This is a genomic window from Bacillus sp. 22483 (assembly GCF_052044605.1).
Lineage (GTDB): Bacteria > Bacillota > Bacilli > Bacillales > Bacillaceae > Bacillus > Bacillus altitudinis.
Window position 1 is genome coordinate 112,255 of record NZ_JBQENU010000006.1, and the last position, 19,726, is coordinate 131,980.

Annotated in this window: 18 protein-coding genes; 11 read left to right on the forward strand and 7 right to left on the reverse strand. The window is 40.4% G+C overall.

Annotation, left to right across the window (positions count from 1 at the left end; translation table 11 throughout):
* Positions 1 to 191 precede the first annotated feature (191 nt).
* Positions 192 to 1,895, forward strand: a complete 1,704-nt coding sequence (gene ezrA, locus ACTJJQ_RS11070; RefSeq protein WP_165379041.1) for a septation ring formation regulator EzrA — start codon at positions 192 to 194, stop codon at positions 1,893 to 1,895.
* A 41-nt stretch (positions 1,896 to 1,936) separates the two neighbouring features.
* Here the strand turns inward: ezrA and brnQ (ACTJJQ_RS11075) are convergent, their stop codons facing one another.
* Positions 1,937 to 3,280, reverse strand: coding sequence for a branched-chain amino acid transport system II carrier protein (gene brnQ, locus ACTJJQ_RS11075; protein WP_242730919.1), 1,344 nt, complete (start codon positions 3,278 to 3,280; stop codon positions 1,937 to 1,939).
* Between the two features lie 209 nt (positions 3,281 to 3,489).
* Positions 3,490 to 4,833, reverse strand: coding sequence for a branched-chain amino acid transport system II carrier protein (brnQ, locus tag ACTJJQ_RS11080; RefSeq protein WP_017358298.1), 1,344 nt, complete (start codon positions 4,831 to 4,833; stop codon positions 3,490 to 3,492).
* 202 nt (positions 4,834 to 5,035) lie between these two features.
* Here brnQ (ACTJJQ_RS11080) and ACTJJQ_RS11085 point away from each other — a divergent pair, with 202 nt between their 5' ends.
* The 6 genes from ACTJJQ_RS11085 to ACTJJQ_RS11110 all read left to right on the forward strand — a co-directional run bounded on the left by ACTJJQ_RS11085 (position 5,036) and on the right by ACTJJQ_RS11110 (position 10,453).
* A complete protein-coding gene (locus tag ACTJJQ_RS11085; protein WP_440600206.1) occupies positions 5,036 to 6,178 on the forward strand; it encodes a cysteine desulfurase family protein in 1,143 nt (380 codons plus the stop codon).
* A 4-nt stretch (positions 6,179 to 6,182) separates the two neighbouring features.
* Entirely contained in the window at positions 6,183 to 7,388 is a 1,206-nt protein-coding gene (thiI, locus tag ACTJJQ_RS11090; RefSeq protein WP_165379040.1) for a tRNA uracil 4-sulfurtransferase ThiI, read from the forward strand.
* An 89-nt stretch (positions 7,389 to 7,477) separates the two neighbouring features.
* Positions 7,478 to 7,690, forward strand: a complete 213-nt coding sequence (locus tag ACTJJQ_RS11095) for an alpha/beta-type small acid-soluble spore protein (protein ID WP_003216385.1) — start codon at positions 7,478 to 7,480, stop codon at positions 7,688 to 7,690.
* A gap of 221 nt (positions 7,691 to 7,911) precedes the next feature.
* Positions 7,912 to 9,492, forward strand: a complete 1,581-nt coding sequence (gene mbcS, locus ACTJJQ_RS11100) for an acyl-CoA synthetase MbcS (RefSeq protein WP_008343095.1) — start codon at positions 7,912 to 7,914, stop codon at positions 9,490 to 9,492.
* Between the two features lie 136 nt (positions 9,493 to 9,628).
* Positions 9,629 to 10,243: a LysE/ArgO family amino acid transporter gene (locus ACTJJQ_RS11105; protein ID WP_046344214.1), complete on the forward strand. Its 615-nt coding sequence runs from the start codon at positions 9,629 to 9,631 to the stop codon at positions 10,241 to 10,243.
* 30 nt (positions 10,244 to 10,273) lie between these two features.
* Positions 10,274 to 10,453: a hypothetical protein gene (locus ACTJJQ_RS11110; RefSeq protein WP_046344213.1), complete on the forward strand. Its 180-nt coding sequence runs from the start codon at positions 10,274 to 10,276 to the stop codon at positions 10,451 to 10,453.
* Positions 10,454 to 10,673: 220 nt separating this feature from the next.
* Here ACTJJQ_RS11110 and ACTJJQ_RS11115 read toward each other — a convergent pair whose 3' ends face one another.
* Positions 10,674 to 11,105 (reverse strand): MarR family winged helix-turn-helix transcriptional regulator, encoded by a 432-nt coding sequence (locus ACTJJQ_RS11115; RefSeq protein ID WP_008343103.1) that lies wholly within the window; start codon positions 11,103 to 11,105, stop codon positions 10,674 to 10,676.
* A 119-nt stretch (positions 11,106 to 11,224) separates the two neighbouring features.
* Between ACTJJQ_RS11115 and ACTJJQ_RS11120 the strand changes: the two genes are divergently transcribed.
* Together ACTJJQ_RS11120 and ACTJJQ_RS11125 are read left to right on the forward strand one after the other, a co-directional pair.
* A complete protein-coding gene (locus tag ACTJJQ_RS11120) occupies positions 11,225 to 11,812 on the forward strand; it encodes an NAD(P)H-dependent oxidoreductase (protein ID WP_440600207.1) in 588 nt (195 codons plus the stop codon).
* Between the two features lie 105 nt (positions 11,813 to 11,917).
* Positions 11,918 to 13,267 (forward strand): amidohydrolase family protein, encoded by a 1,350-nt coding sequence (locus tag ACTJJQ_RS11125; RefSeq protein WP_440600208.1) that lies wholly within the window; start codon positions 11,918 to 11,920, stop codon positions 13,265 to 13,267.
* A 40-nt stretch (positions 13,268 to 13,307) separates the two neighbouring features.
* Here the strand turns inward: ACTJJQ_RS11125 and ACTJJQ_RS11130 are convergent, their stop codons facing one another.
* Both ACTJJQ_RS11130 and ACTJJQ_RS11135 read right to left on the reverse strand, forming a co-directional pair.
* Complete coding sequence (locus ACTJJQ_RS11130) at positions 13,308 to 15,245, reverse strand: ABC transporter permease (protein ID WP_348936176.1); 1,938 nt, start codon at positions 15,243 to 15,245, stop codon at positions 13,308 to 13,310.
* A complete protein-coding gene (locus tag ACTJJQ_RS11135) occupies positions 15,235 to 15,996 on the reverse strand; it encodes an ABC transporter ATP-binding protein (RefSeq protein WP_272511781.1) in 762 nt (253 codons plus the stop codon). The genes ACTJJQ_RS11130 and ACTJJQ_RS11135 overlap by 11 nt, the downstream gene beginning before the upstream one ends.
* Positions 15,997 to 16,294: 298 nt before the next feature.
* Between ACTJJQ_RS11135 and ACTJJQ_RS11140 the strand changes: the two genes are divergently transcribed.
* Positions 16,295 to 16,639, forward strand: coding sequence for a PadR family transcriptional regulator (locus ACTJJQ_RS11140; RefSeq protein ID WP_148943429.1), 345 nt, complete (start codon positions 16,295 to 16,297; stop codon positions 16,637 to 16,639).
* Complete coding sequence (locus tag ACTJJQ_RS11145; RefSeq protein WP_326115948.1) at positions 16,630 to 17,874, forward strand: FtsW/RodA/SpoVE family cell cycle protein; 1,245 nt, start codon at positions 16,630 to 16,632, stop codon at positions 17,872 to 17,874. The genes ACTJJQ_RS11140 and ACTJJQ_RS11145 overlap by 10 nt, the downstream gene beginning before the upstream one ends.
* 74 nt (positions 17,875 to 17,948) lie before the next feature.
* On the opposite strand, the gene ACTJJQ_RS11150 is transcribed toward ACTJJQ_RS11145, so the two are convergent.
* Positions 17,949 to 18,953 carry a sensor histidine kinase gene (locus ACTJJQ_RS11150; RefSeq protein WP_317327782.1) on the reverse strand — a complete coding sequence of 335 codons (1,005 nt, stop codon included), beginning with the start codon at positions 18,951 to 18,953 and terminating at the stop codon, positions 17,949 to 17,951.
* The gene (locus ACTJJQ_RS11155; RefSeq protein WP_125589957.1) at positions 18,953 to 19,642 is read right to left on the reverse strand and encodes a response regulator transcription factor; all 690 of its coding nucleotides are present in this window, start codon (positions 19,640 to 19,642) and stop codon (positions 18,953 to 18,955) included. Before ACTJJQ_RS11155 ends, ACTJJQ_RS11150 begins: the two co-directional genes overlap by 1 nt.
* Positions 19,643 to 19,726: the final 84 nt, after the last annotated feature.

The following is a 19,726-nucleotide window of genomic DNA, read 5'->3' on the forward strand; positions in this document are numbered from 1 at the left end:
TACATGTGATCAAATGATAGAAAGCCTGAATGACTTTCTTGAAAAAACATACATAAAACCGTGAATGGATCGTATTGGCAAAAATACAATCCTGCTTATAAAAAACAAATGCAAAGCGGACACGAAAGGGTTCTCAGGTCTACTCGGGACACTACCCTGACATCACTTAGATCACAACAAGGGGGCTCATTATGGAGTTTATCATCGGTTTAATTGTCATTTTGCTTGCTTTGTTTTCAGTCGGTTATTTCCTCAGAAAAAATATATATAAAGAGATTGACCGATTGGAAGCATGGAAAATTGAAATTTTAAACAGATCAATTGTAGAAGAAATTTCAAAAATCAAACATTTAAAAATGACCGGAGAAACAGAGCAGTTTTTTGAAAGATGGCGTGCAGAGTGGGACGATATCGTCACAGCCCATCTTCCAAAGGTAGAGGAGCTATTATATGATGCAGAGGAGTATTCTGATAAATATCGATTCTCCAAAGCGAAGCAAGTTCTTGCACATATAGGAGATCTGCTCACCGCTGCTGATTCAAACATCGAAGACATTTTAAAAGAGATTGCAGACCTTGTCACAAGTGAAGAGCAAAACCGAAAAGACATCGAGAAGGTCAAAGAGCAATATCAAACGGTACGAAAAAATCTACTTGCTTACAGCCATTTATATGGCACCCTTTATGACAAAATGGAGCAGGACTTGGACGAGGCCTGGGAAGGGATCAAGCAGTATGAAGAAGAGACAGAAAACGGAAACTACATGACAGCAAGGAAAATTTTGCTTGAGCAAGACCGCAGACTCGATCAGCTGCAATTATATATCAATGATGTACCGAAGCTCATCGCAGACTGCAAACAAACTGTGCCAGGTCAGCTGACGAAGCTGAAAGACGGTTATAAAGAAATGACAGACAAAGGCTACAAACTAGAGCACATCCAGATCACAAAAGAGCTGGATAACTTGAATAAACAGCTGACCCGGGCGGAGAAGCTGCTGATTGATGAACTCAACTTAGATGAAGCATCAAGCATTCTGCAAATGATTGATGATGCGATTCAGACGCTGTATGATCAGCTAGAAGCAGAAGTAGAAGCAGGTCAGGAAATCAAGAGCAAAATGCCTGAGCTGACCGAAGCATTTGAAAAACTTGAACAAGACCACACGCAGACAAAGGCAGAAACGGCTCTTGTGAAACAAAGCTACAAGCTGACAGCGGGAGAGCTGGATCAGCAGAAAGCCTTCGAAAAACGATTAGAAGAAATTGAAAAGCTCATGAAGCAAATACGAGAGAAGCTTGATCGTGACCATGTCGCATACACATTATTAATGGATGAAATCAATCAGCTTGAGACCTTTATTGAGGATGCCAAAACGCTTCATGAAGCGTTTAAAGATCACCTTCAATCGTTACGAAAAGAAGAATTACAGGCAAGAGAAACATTGGCTGAACTTAAAACCATGCTGACAGATACAGTGCGCCAGCTGCACAAAAGCAACATTCCAGGTGTACCTGCTGACATCAAAGAACGTGCTGAAAAAGCGCAGGAGATGATTCAGCAAGTGCAGGAGCAGCTAGAAAATTTGCCGCTGAATATGCCAGCAGTGAACCAGCAATTAAAAGAAGCCTCTGAAACAGTAAAACATGTCGTTGATGAAACACATGACATGCTTCGTAAAGTGGATCAAATTGAACGGATTATACAATACGGCAACCGGTTTAGAAGTCAAAATCACATTCTTTCAGAGCAATTAAAAGAGGCAGAACGAAGATTTTATGCCTATGATTATAACGATTCATTTGAAGTGGCAGCAGCAGCTGTCGAAAAAGCATCACCTGGAGCCGTCCAGAAGCTTTTAACTCAGCAAGAAAAAGAATATCAGCATCAATAAAAAAAGCTGAAGTCCATTTTAGGACTTCAGCTTTTTCCATGTTATGAAGCTTGCTTTTGACGTTCTTCTGAAGCAGAAGAAGTGAAAAGAGAGATGACAAATCCAATCACGACTCCGAGTATGGCAGGTACAATCCAGCCAATGCCAAGATCATATAGCGGCAAGATCGTTTGAAAGAGATCTTTCACAGGACCAATCGGCAGTTTCGCCGCTGCTAAGCCGTCAAACAGACTAACGCAGCCAGTTAAAATCAAAGTAAGGACATACACAGGTCTTCTATGACCAAGCCATTTGTCAGCAAGTGATAAAACGATAATCACAATCGCTAACGGGTAAATCGCAGTTAAAACAGGTACTGAAAAAGCGATAATATGAGCAAGTCCAAAATTTGAAATGATAAAACTGAATAATGTCACGAGTGTCACAACTGTTTTATAAGAAAGCTTAGGTAGTAATTTTGAGAAATACTCTCCGCACGATGTCACGAGACCGATGCTTGTGGTTAAACAGGCAACCGTAATCGCCGCGCCTAACACAATATTACCTAAACTGCCAAAAAGGAATTGCGAAGACTGAGCCAAGATCTTACTGCCATCTCCAACAAAACCAATGGCGTGTGTACTTGAAGCGCCTAAATAAGCAAGTGATAGATAAACAAATGTTAATCCGCAAGCTGCAATTAGACCTGCTTTGATACAAGCAGATGTCAGCGCCTTTTTACTTGTCACGCCGCGTCCTTTAATGGCGTTGATGACAACAACTCCAAACACAATAGATGCAAGAGCGTCCATGGTTTTATAGCCTTCTAAAAACCCTTTGAAAAATGATCCATTGCTATAGGACACATCAGGTGTGCCAATGACGCCCATCGGTGTCAAAATGGCTTTGACGATAATAATCAAAATGATCGTAAATTTAATCGGTGTTAACACTTTCCCTACACGATCCACAATTTTCGTTGGATTGAGCGCAAGATAATACGTAATACCAAAAAAGGCCAGTGTAAATAAAAGAAGTGAGAGCCAAGCTGGTACTCCTGCTAAAAAGGGTAGTGCGCCAATCTCATATGAGACAGTTCCTGTACGAGGAATAGCGAAAAGTGGCCCAATAGATAAATATAAAATGACGGTAAACGCTGTTCCGAAAGCTGGGTGAGCTTTATCAGCTAGTCCTTTCGCATCTCTACCTGTTAAAGCAATCGCAATAATCCCAAGAAGCGGTAAACCGACACCTGTTAATAAAAATCCGCCCATTGCTTTCCACACATTTTGCCCAGCATATTGACCTAGCTCAGGTGGATAGATCATATTACCGGCGCCGAAGAATAGAGCAAACAGCATAAAACCTATGATAACCGTATCTTTCGTCGACAAAGTTGCCTTCATTGCATTTAAAGCCTCCATTATTATGTTGAAATATTCTGTTAATTACCTGCTAAGTAATCGTTCATCATTAACATTCACTAATTATAAAGGATGTACGCCTGATGTCAACATGTGTTTTCGTACAAAAGTCATGAATTTTTCTATTTTAGTATATGGAGGACAATAAAAAAACATCCCCTTCATTTTGGAAGAGGATGTTTAAAGAATGATTAGGATGCAAGCTGTTTAGGCGGGCCAGTCAACATAGAGATGAGTACGCCAATCCCTGCGCCGATGATCGCTGGTACAACCCACCCAATGCCTAAATCGTAAAATGGAATGAATGAATCTAAGAAGTTAGGTAAACCCCCTAGATTGAATTTGGCAGCAAGTAAGCCGTCAATAATGGCAAAAAATCCAGTGAAGATCAAGGATACGACATAAATCACTCGTCTGCCGTTAATCCAGCGGTCAAGGAACGATAATAAAATAATGACAATGGCCAGTGGATATATCGCTACGAGTACAGGCACCGATAGAGAAATGATTTGGGCCAGTCCGAGGTTTGCAACGAATGTGCTAAATAAAGAAACAATTAGAACGACGGTACGATAAGAAAGTGCTGGGAAAAGCTTTGAAAAATATTCCCCGCATGACGAGACAAGTCCAACACTTGTTGTGAGACAAGCGAATAAAATGGCTGCGCCAAGAACAATGTTACCAGCAGAACCGAATAAAAAGTTTGCAGAAAGTGAAAGTAGTTTTCCTCCTTCATTTGCTCCGACCATTCCAGTTGCATCAGGGCTTGAAGCACCAACATAAGCAAGTGAAATATACACGAGTGCTAGTCCCGCTGCTGCAACAAGACCAGCTTTTATACAAGCCGATGCAAGTGATTTTCGTTCTGTGATCCCTCTATCTTTCACAGCTGTTACGACCACGATTCCAAAAACGATAGAAGCAAGAGCATCCATTGTTTTATAACCCTCTAAAAACCCAGTAAAGAGAGGGTTTGCTTTATATGTCGCATCAGGCGCACCGATCATTCCCATCGGTGTAGCAATAGCTTTAAACACAATAATGGCAATAACCGCTAATAAGATTGGTGTCAGCACTTTACCAATTCGATCAACCAGCTTTGAAGGGTTTAAAGCAAGAAGATACGTAATGGTGAAAAACACCAGAGTAAAGATGAATAATGGAATCCATGATTCAGCCTGTCCTTCAGAAAGAAATGGAGCTAATCCAATTTCATAAGAAACCGTACCTGTTCGCGGAATGGCGAAAAATGGCCCAATGGATAAATACAGAATAACGGTGAAGATGGTCCCGAATTTAGGGTGAGCTTTATCCGCAAGACCTTTGGCTCCGGTACCTGTAAGGGCGACAGCAATAACCCCTAATAGCGGAAGACCTACGCCTGTGAGTAGAAATCCGCCGATGGCAAGCCATACATTTTCACCTGCATATTGCCCAAGAACAGGTGGGAAAATCATATTTCCTGCACCAAAGAATAATGCAAAAAGCATTAGCCCAATAGCCAATGTCTCTTTTATACTTAAACTATTTTTCAAAATAGTCCCTCCTCAATCAGTGTATTGTGTCAAATTTAAATATTCTGACAATTCAGGTGTTTATATGACAATTGCACTATGGATGATATAGTGAAAATGGAAAGTTGTCAACTGCCATTTTCAGAAAATTCTCTGTATGACTTCATTATGGTAACATATAAATGCATTTATTTTTTAAGTTTTTTTGTAAGGAGTTTAAGATATGATTTATCTTGATAATAGTGCTACAACAAAGCCTTATCCAGAGGTTTTACAAGTGCATCAGCAAGTGAGTGAGCGTTTTTTTGGGAATCCGTCTTCGCTGCATCAACTTGGAATTGATGCGAGCCGTCTATTAAGTGAAACGCGAAAACAAATCCTTCACTATACAGGCTTTACACAATATGAGATTATTTTTACTTCAGGTGCAACAGAAGCAAATAACATTGCCATCAAAGGGGCTGCTCTTGCCAAGATGAACCGAGGCAGACATATTGTCACAACAGCGATTGAGCATCCATCTGTCATCGAATCGTTTGAACAGCTGAAAACATTATTTGGCTTTGATATTTCCTATATTCAAGTAAATGAGCATGGCCGTGCAGATATGGCGCATTTAAAAGAAGTGCTTCGCCCTGATACAGTGCTTGTCAGTCTCATGCATGTAAACAATGAAACAGGCGCGATTCAGCCGATAGAGGAAGCGGCAAGCATCATTCGGACGTATGCCAAAGAGGTGATTTTTCATGTCGATGGCGTACAAGGAATTGGCAAGGTTCCGCTGCCTAAAGAGATGGATATTGATCTTTTAACGATGTCAGGCCACAAGATTCACGGCTTGAAGGGAACTGGTGCCCTCTTTTTAAAGAAAGAGATCGTGCTTGCGCCTTTTATCACAGGAGGAGAGCAAGAACTTGGCCTTCGCTCAGGGACTGAGAACCCTGCTGGAGCTGTCAGCTTAGCAAAAGCCATCAAGCAATCATTTGAACATTTAAACAAGCATCATGATGAGATGGTCGCTTTAAAAACGGAGCTAGAGCAGCAGCTTGGAAAGATAGAAGGCGTCGTCATAAACACACCGCTGACGCATAGTGCACCGCACATTGTGAATTTTTCAGTGCCAGGTATTCAAATTGAAGTCCTTCTGCATATGCTCGAAAAAGAAGGCATTTACGTTTCGACAACGTCTGCTTGTTCTGCTAAGAAAAAGGAACCAAGCCGTGTCCTGCTGGCGATGGGGAAATCAGAAGAAGCAGCCAAAAGCAGTATGAGAATCAGTTTGACATATGGACAAGGACCAGAGCTAGCGCCACAAATCATTACATCGATCGCACAAAGTGTGAAAAAATTAAAAGGAATGAGATAACAACATGAAGTATGACCATATTTTAGTCCGTTTTGGTGAGATTTCAACAAAAGGGAAAAATAGAAAGAAATTTATCGAAAAACTAAGACAGCATATCCGGTTTGTATTAAAAGACTTTGAAGCATTAAAGTATGCATCTGACAGAGACCGCATTACGATCATGCTAAACGGAGAAGACCCTGAACCGATTTCAGAACAGCTTAAAGGTGTATTTGGCATTCAAAGCTTTAGCCTGGCTGTAAAATGTGAGACAGATCTTGATGCCATCAAAGAAGCGGCACTCTCAGCGGTTCAGGAAGTGTATGAACAAGGAAATACATTTAAGGTCTCAACGAAACGCTCTTATAAACAATTTGAGCTTGATTCAAATGAAATGAACCGAGAAATTGGTGGACATGTTCTAAGGAATACAGACAACTTAACCGTTAATGTGAAACAGCCAGATGTTCACTTGCGAATTGAAATAAGAGAACACGCGACGTACATTACATTTAAAGATGTAAAAGGTGCAGGCGGACTGCCAGTTGGTTCAAGCGGAAAAGCGATGCTAATGCTCTCTGGCGGCTTTGACAGCCCAGTGGCAGGCTATCAGGCAATGAAACGAGGCATTCAAATTGAAGCTGTTCATTTCTTTAGCCCACCTTATACAAGTGAACGTGCCAAGCAAAAGGTCATTGATCTAGCGGAATGCTTAGCTGCTTATGGAGGCGAAGTCAAGCTTCACATCGTTCCTTTTACGAAAATCCAAGAGCTCATTCACAAACAAGTACCAGAAAACTATACGATGACTTCAACGAGAAGAATGATGCTCAAAATTGCAGATAAAATAAGAGCCAAGCGTGATGCGCTTGCCATTATTACAGGTGAAAGCCTTGGTCAAGTGGCAAGTCAGACACTTGAAAGCATGTATGCCATTAATCATGTCACAAACACACCTATCATTCGCCCGCTGATTGCCGTGGATAAGAATGACATTATCGAAGAAGCGAGACGAATTGGCACATATGAGACAAGCATTCAGCCATTTGAGGATTGCTGCACGATCTTTACACCGCCATCTCCAAAAACAAAACCAAAGCTTGAAAAAGTAGAACGCTACGAAAGCTTTGCTGAATTCGAGCCAATGCTTGACGAGGCAGTGGAGCAGATCGAAACAATCGTTGTCACAAATGAAAAGAAAGCAGCTGACAAATTCGCTGATTTATTCTAAATAAAAAATTTCATAATAATTACCATAAAATCAATCGCATGAAGTCATGTGTTTCTACACATTCTATATTCACAAGGAGGTGAGAACACATGGCTCAACAAAACAGACAAAGCAGTTCTAATCAATTAGTCGTTCCAGGCGCTGCACAAGCGATCGACCAAATGAAGTACGAAATCGCTTCAGAATTTGGCGTAAACCTTGGACCAGAAACAACAGCTCGCGCTAACGGATCAGTTGGTGGAGAAATCACTAAGCGTCTTGTATCTTACGCTCAACAACATATGGGTGGCGGATCTTTCTAAGACACACAATTAAAAAGCTATGGCTTATGAGCGGGTTTATTCCCGCTCTTTTTTTTGTACATAAATTGTTAGAATATTTTTAAAAAAGAAGACGAAATGAAAAAATTATGGCATAATACTAGGAGTAGGTCCTAATTCAAGCATTTTTCAGTTATGAGTGTTAGAATAGGTAAATTGAAACATGATTCGTTTCATAGAAAGAGGCTAAAAGGAGCTGTACCATGAAAAGAGAAGACTTAATTGCACCAGAACAATATAACTTAGTCAGTGAGATTGAAGCGTTCAGTCATGACCAGGAGAAAATCGCCCTGCACTGGCAGGACGGGAATGGCCATGAAGCGCATGTGACATATGCAGCATTAGTAGAAGAGGCGAATAAAATTGGTCATGTTCTATTAAATGCAGGCTTTAAAAAAGGCGATAAAATCATTGTGATGGTGCCTCGTATGCTAGAGGCATACAGCATTTATTTAGCCATTTTAAAAACAGGAATGGTTGTAATTCCTTGTTCAGAAATGCTTCGCGCTAAAGATATAGATTACCGAATTGAGCATGCAGAAGCAAAAGGAGCGATTGTTTACGCATCATTCATTCAATCGTTTGAAGGAACCAACCAGCCAAAAGATTTCAAAACATTCTCGATTGGTGAGAATGATCATGGCTGGACAAACATTGTTGCGCAAAAGGAAGAGCAGTCAAGCGAGTTGAAATTGGCAGACACAACACGTACGGACATGGCATTTCTCTCTTATACATCAGGCACAACAGGTAATCCCAAAGGGGTTGTTCATACACACGGCTGGGCGTATGCACATTTACGTACAGCGGCCAAAGCATGGCTCTCCATTAATGAAGGGGATAAAGTATGGGCAACAGCAGGACCAGGCTGGCAAAAATGGGTGTGGAGTCCTCTCTTATCTGTTTTAGGAAGCGGAGCAGAAGGTTTTGTTTATGGAGGAAAGTTTAATCCGGATACGTACTTAGAGCTGCTTCAAAAAAATGAAATCAATGTTTTATGTTGTACACCAACGGAATATCGGTTTATGGCAAAAGTAGATGACCTCAGTCAGTACGAGCTGCCGAAATTGCATAGTGCTGTTTCTGCGGGAGAGCCACTCAACCGTGAAGTCATCGATACGTTCAAAAAACATTTCGATATCGAAGTGCGAGATGGTTACGGGCAAACAGAAAGCACGCTGCTAGTCGGGGTGCTGAAAGGAATGGACATCAAGCCGGGCAGTATGGGCAAACCAACACCTGGCAATGAAGTAGAGATTATTGATGAGAATGGCCAGATCTGTGCTCCAGGAGAAATAGGTGACATTGCCGTTCATCTTGAAACGCCGGCTTTATTCAAGGAATACTACAAAGATGCAGAGCGTACAAAGGCGCAGCGCCGAGGGGATTACTTTATTACCGGTGACCGTGCGAAAAAAGATGAAGACGGGTATTTTTGGTTTGAAAGCCGCAGGGATGACATCATTGTCAGCTCAGGTTATACAATTGGTCCATTTGAAGTTGAAGATGCACTGATTAAACACCCAGCAGTGAAAGAATGTGCGGTCGTGGCAAGTCCAGATGAAATCAGAGGATCAATCGTGAAAGCATACGTCGTCCTGCGTGATGCATCTACACAAAGCGATGAGCTGATTAAAGAACTGCAAACACACGTGAAAAATACAACAGCACCGTACAAATATCCAAGAGAAATCGAATTCATTGACGAGCTACCAAAAACTCCGTCAGCGAAAATTCGACGTGTCGAGCTGAGAGAAAGAGAGCTTGCGCGAAAATCATCATAACAGTAGAAACAATAAGCGTCTGGATGGAAAATCATCCAGCGCTTTTTTTATTGGACAAATCAAATATGTAAAATTCGTTCATGATGTTTTATGTTAAAATGTGTAAGGATGACTTGAAAAGGAGAATGTTCTGAAAATGTCGATTGCGATAATTCATGGGATTGTGCTTGCTTTTGGTCTTATTTTACCTTTGGGCGCACAAAATGTATTTGTATTTCAGCAAGGAGCCCTTCAGCCTCGATTATATCGCGTACTGCCTGTGGTCATTACAGCTGCTCTCTGCGACACACTTTTAATTACTTTAGCTGTCATTGGGGTTTCGGTTGTTGTACTCACCATTCCTATCTTGCAAATAGGTCTTTTTATCATTGGATTTTTCTTTTTACTTTATATGGGGTGGTCAGTTTGGAACACGAGCTCCGCAACAGGTAATCAAGAAAAGATGGACTTGATGCCTGTGAGAAAACAAATCGTATTTGCATGTTCCGTTTCCCTATTAAATCCTCACGCGATTCTCGATACGATAGGAGTAATAGGAACGAACTCTCTTCAATATCATGGGGCGGAAAAGGTGGCATTTACCGCAGCCTGTATCATCGTCTCGTGGTTATGGTTTATGGGTCTTGCCCTTCTCGGGAAAATGTTAGGAAAGCTAGATACAAACGGCAAGTGGATGAACCGGATCAATAAAGCATCAGCCGTCATGATCTGGCTGGTTGCATTATATATCGCCTATCAGCTTATTGGATAAAGGATACATAGAGCAAAAGAGACGTGATGCATGAAAATGAGTGCTGAACATGTCATGGGAAAAAGCGTTGGATGGAAAACATCTGGCGCTTTTTTGTTGACTACTATTTCGGGAGAAGCTTCAGTTACATCCTGTTCATTTTTATCAGACATGCTGACGGTTCAATTACCTGTAGGAAATGATCAAAATAGGATCTATGCTACATTATAAAAATGTAATTTAGAGGTTTTAAATGGCTCATAAAGAACAGCGTAAAGGGGCAGTGCTTGCTGTCTTTGATACATTGACGTTTGGTGTACCAGTTTTGCTGTGAAATTTATATAAGAATACGAATAAAACATAGGTTTCATCACGTATCTTTTAGCATCTCTTTACTAATGTGTTCAAAAATCATTTGCATGAGCGATACGCTCATGCTTTTTTCATTCGATCATTTTTTGAAGATGGTTTGATTTAATAGACGGAGAGCTTGTACGATATCATCCATTTGATTTCGGTCAGAGGAAGAAAGGCTGTCCATGAGCATGGATTCAATTTGTTGAAATGCTTTGTCCATACACGCACGGCCTTTTTTAGACAGCATAATGACATGTTTTCGCTTGTCATCTTTATCTTCTTGTCTATCAATGAATTGTTTTTCGTGAAGCTTTTTCAATTCTCTGCTGACATTCGGAAGAGACATGTGCTGACAATCGGCGATTTCGCTAGGTGTTAGCGGCTCACTGACGGCTAACTGCTCCAGAATCAAATATTGTAGAGTGGTTAGATCAGAGGGTTTGATCTTGCTCATCATAGCATGTTTCAGCTCAGAAAAAGTAGAAGCAAATGTGACAAACTCTTTGAAAAAATGTGGGTTTTTCATCCTGTTTCACCTCCTACGTACCATACCAAATTTATTATCAAAAAACAATTATCATTTGACAACTAAAAAAGAGGGGTGTATGCTTTTGGTTATCAAATGATAACTAAAGGAGCCAAGCCATGAATGTACTCATTATTTATACCCACCCCCATCACAATAGTTTAAATGGTGCTTTTTTTAAAGAAATCCTAAAGGGCAGTGAAGAAAATCCAAACGTTCAAGAAGTGAGAATCATCGATTTATACCAAGACAAATTTGATCCTGTACTTATTTTTAATGAAGAGAAAAAAAGACGTGATATGCATAAGGACCCTGAGATTCAAGAATATCAAGAGAAAATCAAATGGGCAGACAACATCGTGTTTGTTTATCCGATTTGGTGGGGGCGGTCGCCAGCCATGTTGCTTGGTTTTATTGATCGCATGTTTGCAGCGAATTTTGCTTATCGTCAAACAGGCGGGCTGCTTCCAGAAGGCTTGTTAAAAGGAAAGAGGGCTGTATGTGTTTCGACAATGCAAGGACCGACCCACTATCCTTTCTTCTTTTTGCAAAATGCCCACAAAATCTTAATGAAACGAGCTCTTTTACAATATGTCGGGATTAAACCGGTGAAGTTCTTTGAATTTGGCATGATGGAAAGTCCGAAAGGGAAGCATGACGTGAAATTAAAACGGATATACAACTATTTTCGGAATATCAGCTCATAAAACCACATTCCTTGAGTCACTTTTCTTCTAATTTGAACCTGTTATGTCTTAAAATGACAGAGAGAGTGAGTGACTCATTCTCTTTATTTGAAAAGGGGGATATGGATGAAGAAAACATTGTTTAAAGATGCGGCTCTTATCACACTTGATCCATCTTTAGGTTTTCTGGAGAAGGGAGATCTATTAATTGAAGGGGCACATATTGTAGAAGTCGGACCTTCGATTGAAGCAAGCGGTGCTGATGTTGTGGATGCGTCTGACATGGTCATCATGCCAGGGCTTGTGGATACCCACCGTCATGTGTGGCAGTCTGTCATACGGGGAATCGGAACAGATTGGTCTTTGCAAACGTATTTGAGCAAAATTTATTATGGCAACTATGGGGCGATGAGACGTCCGTCAGATGATCGAATTGCTAATTATTTAGGCGCATTAGAGGCATTAGATGCAGGAGTGACCACGTTTTTCGACTGGACGATGATCAATTCTATGGATCATACAGAAGAACTCATTGGAGGTTTAAAAGATGCGGGTATTCGAGCGGTCTTTGGTTTTGGTACCTCTGGAGATGCAGCATATTGGGACAGAGAAAGTACGCTCACGAATATGGAAGACGCAGCCCGCGTGAAACAAAAACACTTTCAATCATCGGATCAGCTGTTGACGATGGGACTTGCCATTCGTGGACCTGAATTTTCTTCATGGGAGACGACCGTCTTTGAAATTGAAACAGCGAGATCACTAGATGCATTATGCAGTATGCACATTGGCTTTGGAAATTGGGGAGCGGCGGATCGATCGATTGAGCGGCTTCATCAAGCAGGGCTGCTCGGGCCTGATTTGAATATGGTGCATATCAATGCAATTGATGCAGATCAAATGAAGATGTTAGCTGACAGCGGAAGCTCCATCTCTATTACACCTGAGATTGAGATGATGATGGGACACGGATATCCTGTCACAGGGCTTGCTATTGAAAATGGCGTTCTGCCAACGCTTGGTGTAGATGTGGTGACAGCGACAGGAGGAGATTTATTTGCCCAAATGAAATTCGGACTACAGGCGGAGCGAGCGATTCAAAATCAATCTTTATTGATGGAAGGGACGATGCCGGGACCTGAACTTGGATTGTCTGCTCAGCAAATGCTTGAAGCAGCCACAATAAACGGGGCTCGTGCCTTGAAGCTTGATGACAAAATCGGCTCACTCACACCTGGAAAAGAAGCTGATTTTATCTTGATCGATCGGACAAGCATGAATCTTCTTCCGATGACAGATCCAGCTGGGGCAGTTGTTCAAACGGCACACCCTTCAAATGTTGATTCTGTCTATGTGGCTGGAAAAGCAGTGAAACAAAATGGGAAGCTGGTTGGAGTGAACTTAGAAGAGGTCAAACAAAAAGCTTATGCGGCAAGAGATCACATTTTATCGCATCAGTTTGAATCAACAAAATGAAGCACAATATCCCCATAGGCCAGTGCCTATGGGGAATACTTTACAACGATTCTTTAATGACTTTTTTATAATATTGGACAGATAGGAATCCGAAGACGGAGTATAAAACGGTATAAATCGTCATGACAATCAGCATAGGAGTCCACAGTTCGCTGCCAAATAAAAACCAGCCAGATTGTACAGCAAAGTAGCTGTGCAGCAGTCCGACGAGAAGCGGAATGCCAAAGTTGAAGAGCTGTTTGAGCCGAATACCTTTTAAAAGATCTTTTTCCGTAAAACCAAGCTTACGCAGAATCGTGTATGAGCTTTGTTCCTCTTCACTCTCATTCATCTGTTTAAAGTATAAAATACAGCCTGATGTCACAAGGAAGCTGAGGCCTAAAAATCCGACTACAAACATCATCAGTCCGATGGTTTGTTTTTGCTGCTGAGTGTTAGCAAATCTAGACATGCTTTCATCACTCAATTTCGCAGACATAAAGACGTCATTGGCTTGTTCAACCTTTCCCTCATCTTTTATATTGATCGCAATATATTGGTTATTCTCACGCTGCAGTTTAGGATCTTTGTTTTGGTCGAGCTGCTCAAAAACACTTTCACTGACGACAGCAACAGGTAGGCCGCCAAAAGTAAACTGGTAAGAGATTAAATGATCCTTTTTCATATCAATTACTTTTAAATCAATTGGTTTTTTTATTAAAAGTTTCACATCACCGGTGCTTTGAATCGGCATGAATTTTTTCAGTAAATCATTGTAGCCGCTTAACATGACTTCGTTGTTCTCTACATGAATATTTGGTGCGTTTTTCTCGCTGATCACAGGTAGTGTCAAGACTCCTGGAGCTTTATTCACACTGCTTAATTTCGTATCGATGATCTGATTTGCATCAAAATCGGCTTGAATGACCTCGAACTGCTTTTTCTCATAGGCAATATGCTGATCAGAAAGTGCACGAGTGAATGTGCCAGCATCTTTCTCTGACCCCATGACAAAATGTGCTGGAATTTGTTGTTCAGCTGTTTTTTCTGCTGAGTAGTAGGAAATATAGCTGAGTGATAACAAACCGATGGCAAGTGCAGATACTGTAGTAATAATCGTTAACAGCAATGCATTTGATTTTAAACGGAACATTATCGACGATAAAGACAAGACTTCATGAATGGCAAGGTAGCCATTTTTTCTTTTTCGTACGATATTGGCAATGAATGAAACAGAGCCTTTATAGAAAAGGAAAGTACCAATAATGACAGAACCTAAAATATAGATCATGGCTAAAAATAACGAAAACATCGATGTGTATGTGCCACTAAAAAGCTGAGAAGAAATGTAATAGCCTGAGCTGATGAAGGCAATGCCTAGAATCCCAATGATGATTTCAAAGACAGAGATTTTTTTAATGCGCTGCTCTGTAGAAGAGGTGGTTCTAAACAAAGCTAAGATCGTTTGCTTCTGAATGAAACGTCTATTTCTTAGCATGATGACAACATAAATCAAGAGAAACACGATGACCGTTTGCAAAAGAGCCATGCCAGAAAAATGAAGATTGGCAATTGCATGAACACCTGTCACTTTAAATAGAACCATCAGCATCAGCTTTGAGCCGATAAATCCGGTAAATATACCAATAGCCATCGCAATTATATATAGGATAAAATTTTCTGCATGGAGCAGCTTGGCAATATTTTGTTTCGTCATTCCAATGAGCTGCAAGAGGCCGATTTCTTTTCCTCTACGTTTGATGAAAATGCTATTTGCATATAAAAGGAAGATGCCGACGATGGCGATTAGCAGAATAGAAGCGGCTTTAATTGACGCACCGCCTTTAATAGACCCTTTCACATCATCAAGTGCTGGTGAATACTGCAAGGTGACAAAGGAAAAATAGAGCGCCACACTAAATACAAGTGCAAACACGTATAAATAGTAATTTTTCAAGTTTTTCTTCAGATTGCGGAAGACGAGCTGATTAATGTTCATGCTTCACACCGCCTAAAACACCTTGCGTTTTCATAATATCCTCGAAAAACATCTTTCTCTCTAGTGCGCCTTTATTCAATTGTGTATAGATCTGTCCATCTTTGATAAAAATCACTCGTCTTGAATAACTGGCTGCAACAGGGTCATGGGTCACCATGACAATGGTTGCTTTGCGCTTGTGATTGAATTCTTGCAGCTTGTTCAGTAAGTCAGACGCAGATTTGGAATCAAGTGCTCCGGTTGGTTCATCAGCAAAAATGAGGCTTGGTTCGTGAATAAAGGCACGAACCGCAGATGTCCGTTGCTTTTGTCCCCCAGACAGTTCATTTGGATATTTGTCTCTTAGTTCATAAATCCCCATATCCTCTGCAAGCTGTTGAAAGCGTTCAAAAGCTTCTTTTTTAGGCGTTTTGGAGATGGATAATGGCAAGAGGATGTTCTCTTTAACCGTGAGTGTATCAAGTAAGTTATAATCCTGAAAAACAAAGCCAAGCTGTTTCTTTCTAAATTCAGCGAGCTGCTGATCTTTCATTTGCGTCATTTCTGCATCCGCGATCCGAATCGATCCGCTGGACACATGATCAATCGATGACAATACGTTCAAAAGGGTCGTTTTCCCCGAGCCTGATGGCCCCATGATGCTGACAAATTCTCCAGCTTCTATCGTCAAATCAATGCCTTTCAGCACCTCTTGTTTATTGAATTTGTTTCCATAGTTTTTATATAACTTGCGAGCTTCTAAAATGTTCATCTGTCGAACCCCTTTTTTATTTAATTGATATCTCTAGTATAAAAAGAAGCCGATCAGACTTCCTGCGATTTGGCGAACAAAACAGACGTGCATGTGACATTGTTGTCACATGCTTGTTTTATATGTCAAAGCCTTATGTAGAATTCAGATTGATATTCAATTATTTTATCTGTTTTTCGCTATGATGTATCAAATTTCTTGTTTTTTTCTGATGAACCTTTACAGAGTATGTGATTTCATGTAAGATATGCATATCAAATATATGCATAGTAAATCTATGTATTAGAGGTGACGATGGATGAAAGTGAGTAAAGAGCTTCTAAAGGGGAGTACTGCTACCCTTATTTTAAGCTTGCTAAATGAAAAGCCAATGTATGGATATGAAATGATTAAGGAATTGGAGTCGAAATCCGAAGGGATTTTTAGCTTTAAAGAGGGAACGATATATCCTATTTTGCACACTTTGGAGGGGAAGGGATTCATTGTGTCTTACTGGGGTGAAGGGAATGGCAATCGAAAAAGGAAGTATTATCGGATTAATGAACAGGGCAAAGCGTTTATGAAGGAAAAGAAGGAAGAATGGAATGTGTTTAAAGATGCAGTAGATGGCGTTTTGAACGGGGAGAAAGTCGTATGGGATTAGAGAAAAAATTTGAACAATATATCAAAAATGTGTGTAAACGAATCAAAAATAAAGACGTACATGCAAGTATAAAGCTTGAGCTTCGTGACCATTTATACACACTGAAAGAGGAAGCGGTCAGTGCGGGCATGTCTGAAGAAGAGGCGGTAGATCAAGCGCTCGATCAAATTGGAGATGCAGCCATACTCGGAATGCAGCTTCATGAAACACACAAAACTCAAGTTGACTTTAAAACGATACTTCTTGTATTAGCTACTTGTTTATTTGGGCTGTTTGTAATGTATTATTTTCAGTTTCATTCTCATTTACTTCATTTTCAAGACACGAATATCTTTTATAAAAGTCTCATTTACTATGTATTTGGTCTTGCGTTGATGCTTGGACTGTTTGCTTTTGATTATCGGCGCTTTTTACCCTATTCATGGCATTTATACATAGGAACGATTGGAATGCTGATTCTTACAATGATGATTGGGACAAGAGTGAACGGTATTCTCTTTTTAAGCTTAAATAATGGATCGATCAATCTGACTGAAATTTTTCCATTTCTGATGATTATTTCGTTAGCGGGCATTTATCAATCTTGGAATTGGAAGAATGGTTTCAAGTCCTGGCTAGGGTTAGCGATTGTCACTTTACCCATTATTTTATTACATATAGTCGGATCTCTTTCTGCAACCATCACCTTTATGGTCATATGCATAACGATGATGTATGTATCTCATGCAAGAATGAGACAGCTTATTCTGTTTACAGCAGCAGGTATTGTCTATCTCATTGTTCAATTATTTTCTCTTTATCAAGCTGATATGTCCCACTTTTACCAATACTCACTTCATGAATTTAGCTCAAATGGTTTTCAGATAAATCCGTACGCATTGTATGATGTTCACACTGATTGGATGTTGACGTATATCATTTATTCATTCGGATGGTTCGCAGGATTGGCCGTTTTTATTTTGTTTGTGACTTTGATTTATAGAGTAGCTCATACAGCGAAACGAGTTCAATCTGCTTATGGCAAAATATTAATGATTGGTTTGGCAACCACATTTGCAGCAAAATTTATCTTAAGTATTTTTACAAACTTTGGATTATTGCCTATATCAGGAGTTTCCATGCCTTTTATGAGCTATGGGGGATCTCATATTCTTCTAGAAATGATGTCAGTCGGGCTGCTAATGAGTATTTATAGAAGGAAAAATCTAGGGGGGATGTCCCGTGAAGTAGCATGATATAGCTGTATAAAATAACCCAATCTCTTCAATGCATCGTTGAATGAAGAGATTGGGTTTCTTGAACTGCATGTTCACATGCTCGCAATATGCACAAAATCATTCTTTTTCGGAAAGATAAAGGTAAAAGTGGTCCCTTGATCTAATGTGGAGTTGACCTCGATCGTGATATGAAGAGCGTCAGCTCCCTTTTTTGTTAAATAGAGCCCCATACCTGTGGAGGCCGTGTCATTGTGATGTCTTGTGGAGGTAAAGCCTTTTTCAAAAATACGGGACATGTCTCTTGAATCAATTCCTCTGCCTTGATCTGTGATGGTGAGTACCACTTGTTCGTTCATTTGTTTGCTTTCGATGATAATGTCAGATGAATGGCTGTACTTGACTGCGTTTGTCAGCACTTGTCTGATCATAAAGGATAACCATTTTGTATCACTTAATACGTCTCGCTCTTCTAATAAAAGGTCAAAGCCAATTCCTTTTTGCATACACCACGATTGGAGCGCTTTGATTTCTTTCGTTAGCATGTTTTGGAGATCCAGTTTTTCAATAAATAAATCATTTTCAATATGTTGGATCCTGCTTTGATGCAGCTGTGCATCAAGGAGTAAATGTATTCTAAGCCATTCATATGTCATATTTGATTTGAGCGGCTGTTCTGTTATACGGTCAATCATTAAGTGCATCGCCGTGAGCGGCGTTTTCACCTCATGTATCCATGAGAGTAGTTCATCTTTTTCTTCTTCCAGCGCAGTCTTTTGCTTAGCCGTCATCTGGCGGTATCGGTCGATTTGCTCTGACGCTGCCTCCTGTACAATTTGTTCAAAGGGGGAAGAGGGTTTGAGACGCATTTGATGGTCTATATTTTCGTCCCATTCTTTCAGTTGTTCATAATAAGCAGTTTCTTTCCGGTAACGAAAAAAAAGAAAGACAATGAAGAGTAATATAGACAAAAGCACGATATAAAAAAGAGAAGCGAGTGGAATCGTTGTATCCAAATAAGCAACAAAGAGAATGAGAAGCTGCAAACTAAGAAAGAACAAGATCCAGCTTCTTCGTTCTTTTAGAAATGCTTGCAGCATTATTGATCATCCTTTTCTTTTGCAAGATAACCTTGACCCACCTTTGTTTCAATGAAGGCGCCAAGGGAGATTTCGTCTAGTTTTTTTCTAAGGCGGTTGACGTTTACAGTGAGTGTATTGTCACTCACGAATCGTTCATCCTCCCATAATGCTTGGATGAGAGATTCCCTTTTGACGATATGATTTTTATGCTGAATCAATTCTTTGAGAATAAAAAACTCATTTTTTGTTAATTCAACCTCACCGTCTTCATTCGCCACTGTATTATTTTCGAGGTCAAGGGTAGCGCCGCACCAAACTTTTAAGTTGGCAGGTTCGGCACTATAATCATGGACTCGGCGAAGAACAGCACTTACTTTGGCGATGAGAACGTCAAAGTGAAAGGGCTTTTGTACAAAATCATCGGCTCCAAGCTGCATCGACATGACCATATCAGCAGGATGATCACGAGAGGAAAGAAAGATGATGGGCACATTGGAATGATGCCGAATCATCCGGCACCAATGAAAGCCATCGTACTTTGGCAGCTGAATATCAATAATGACTAGATCAGGCTGGATGGAAGTGAACTCCTGCATGACCTGTTGAAAATTGTTGATCCCATACACATCATAAGACCAGTTGACTAAACGTTCTTTGATTTCTTGGAAGAGGGTTGTATCATCCTCAATCAGCAAAATTTTAAACAAAACGAGCACCACACTTTTTAAATTAGCTTGTACATCATTGTAGCGGAAAATAGGCACTCCCGCTAGAAGCAGACAGCAAAAAAG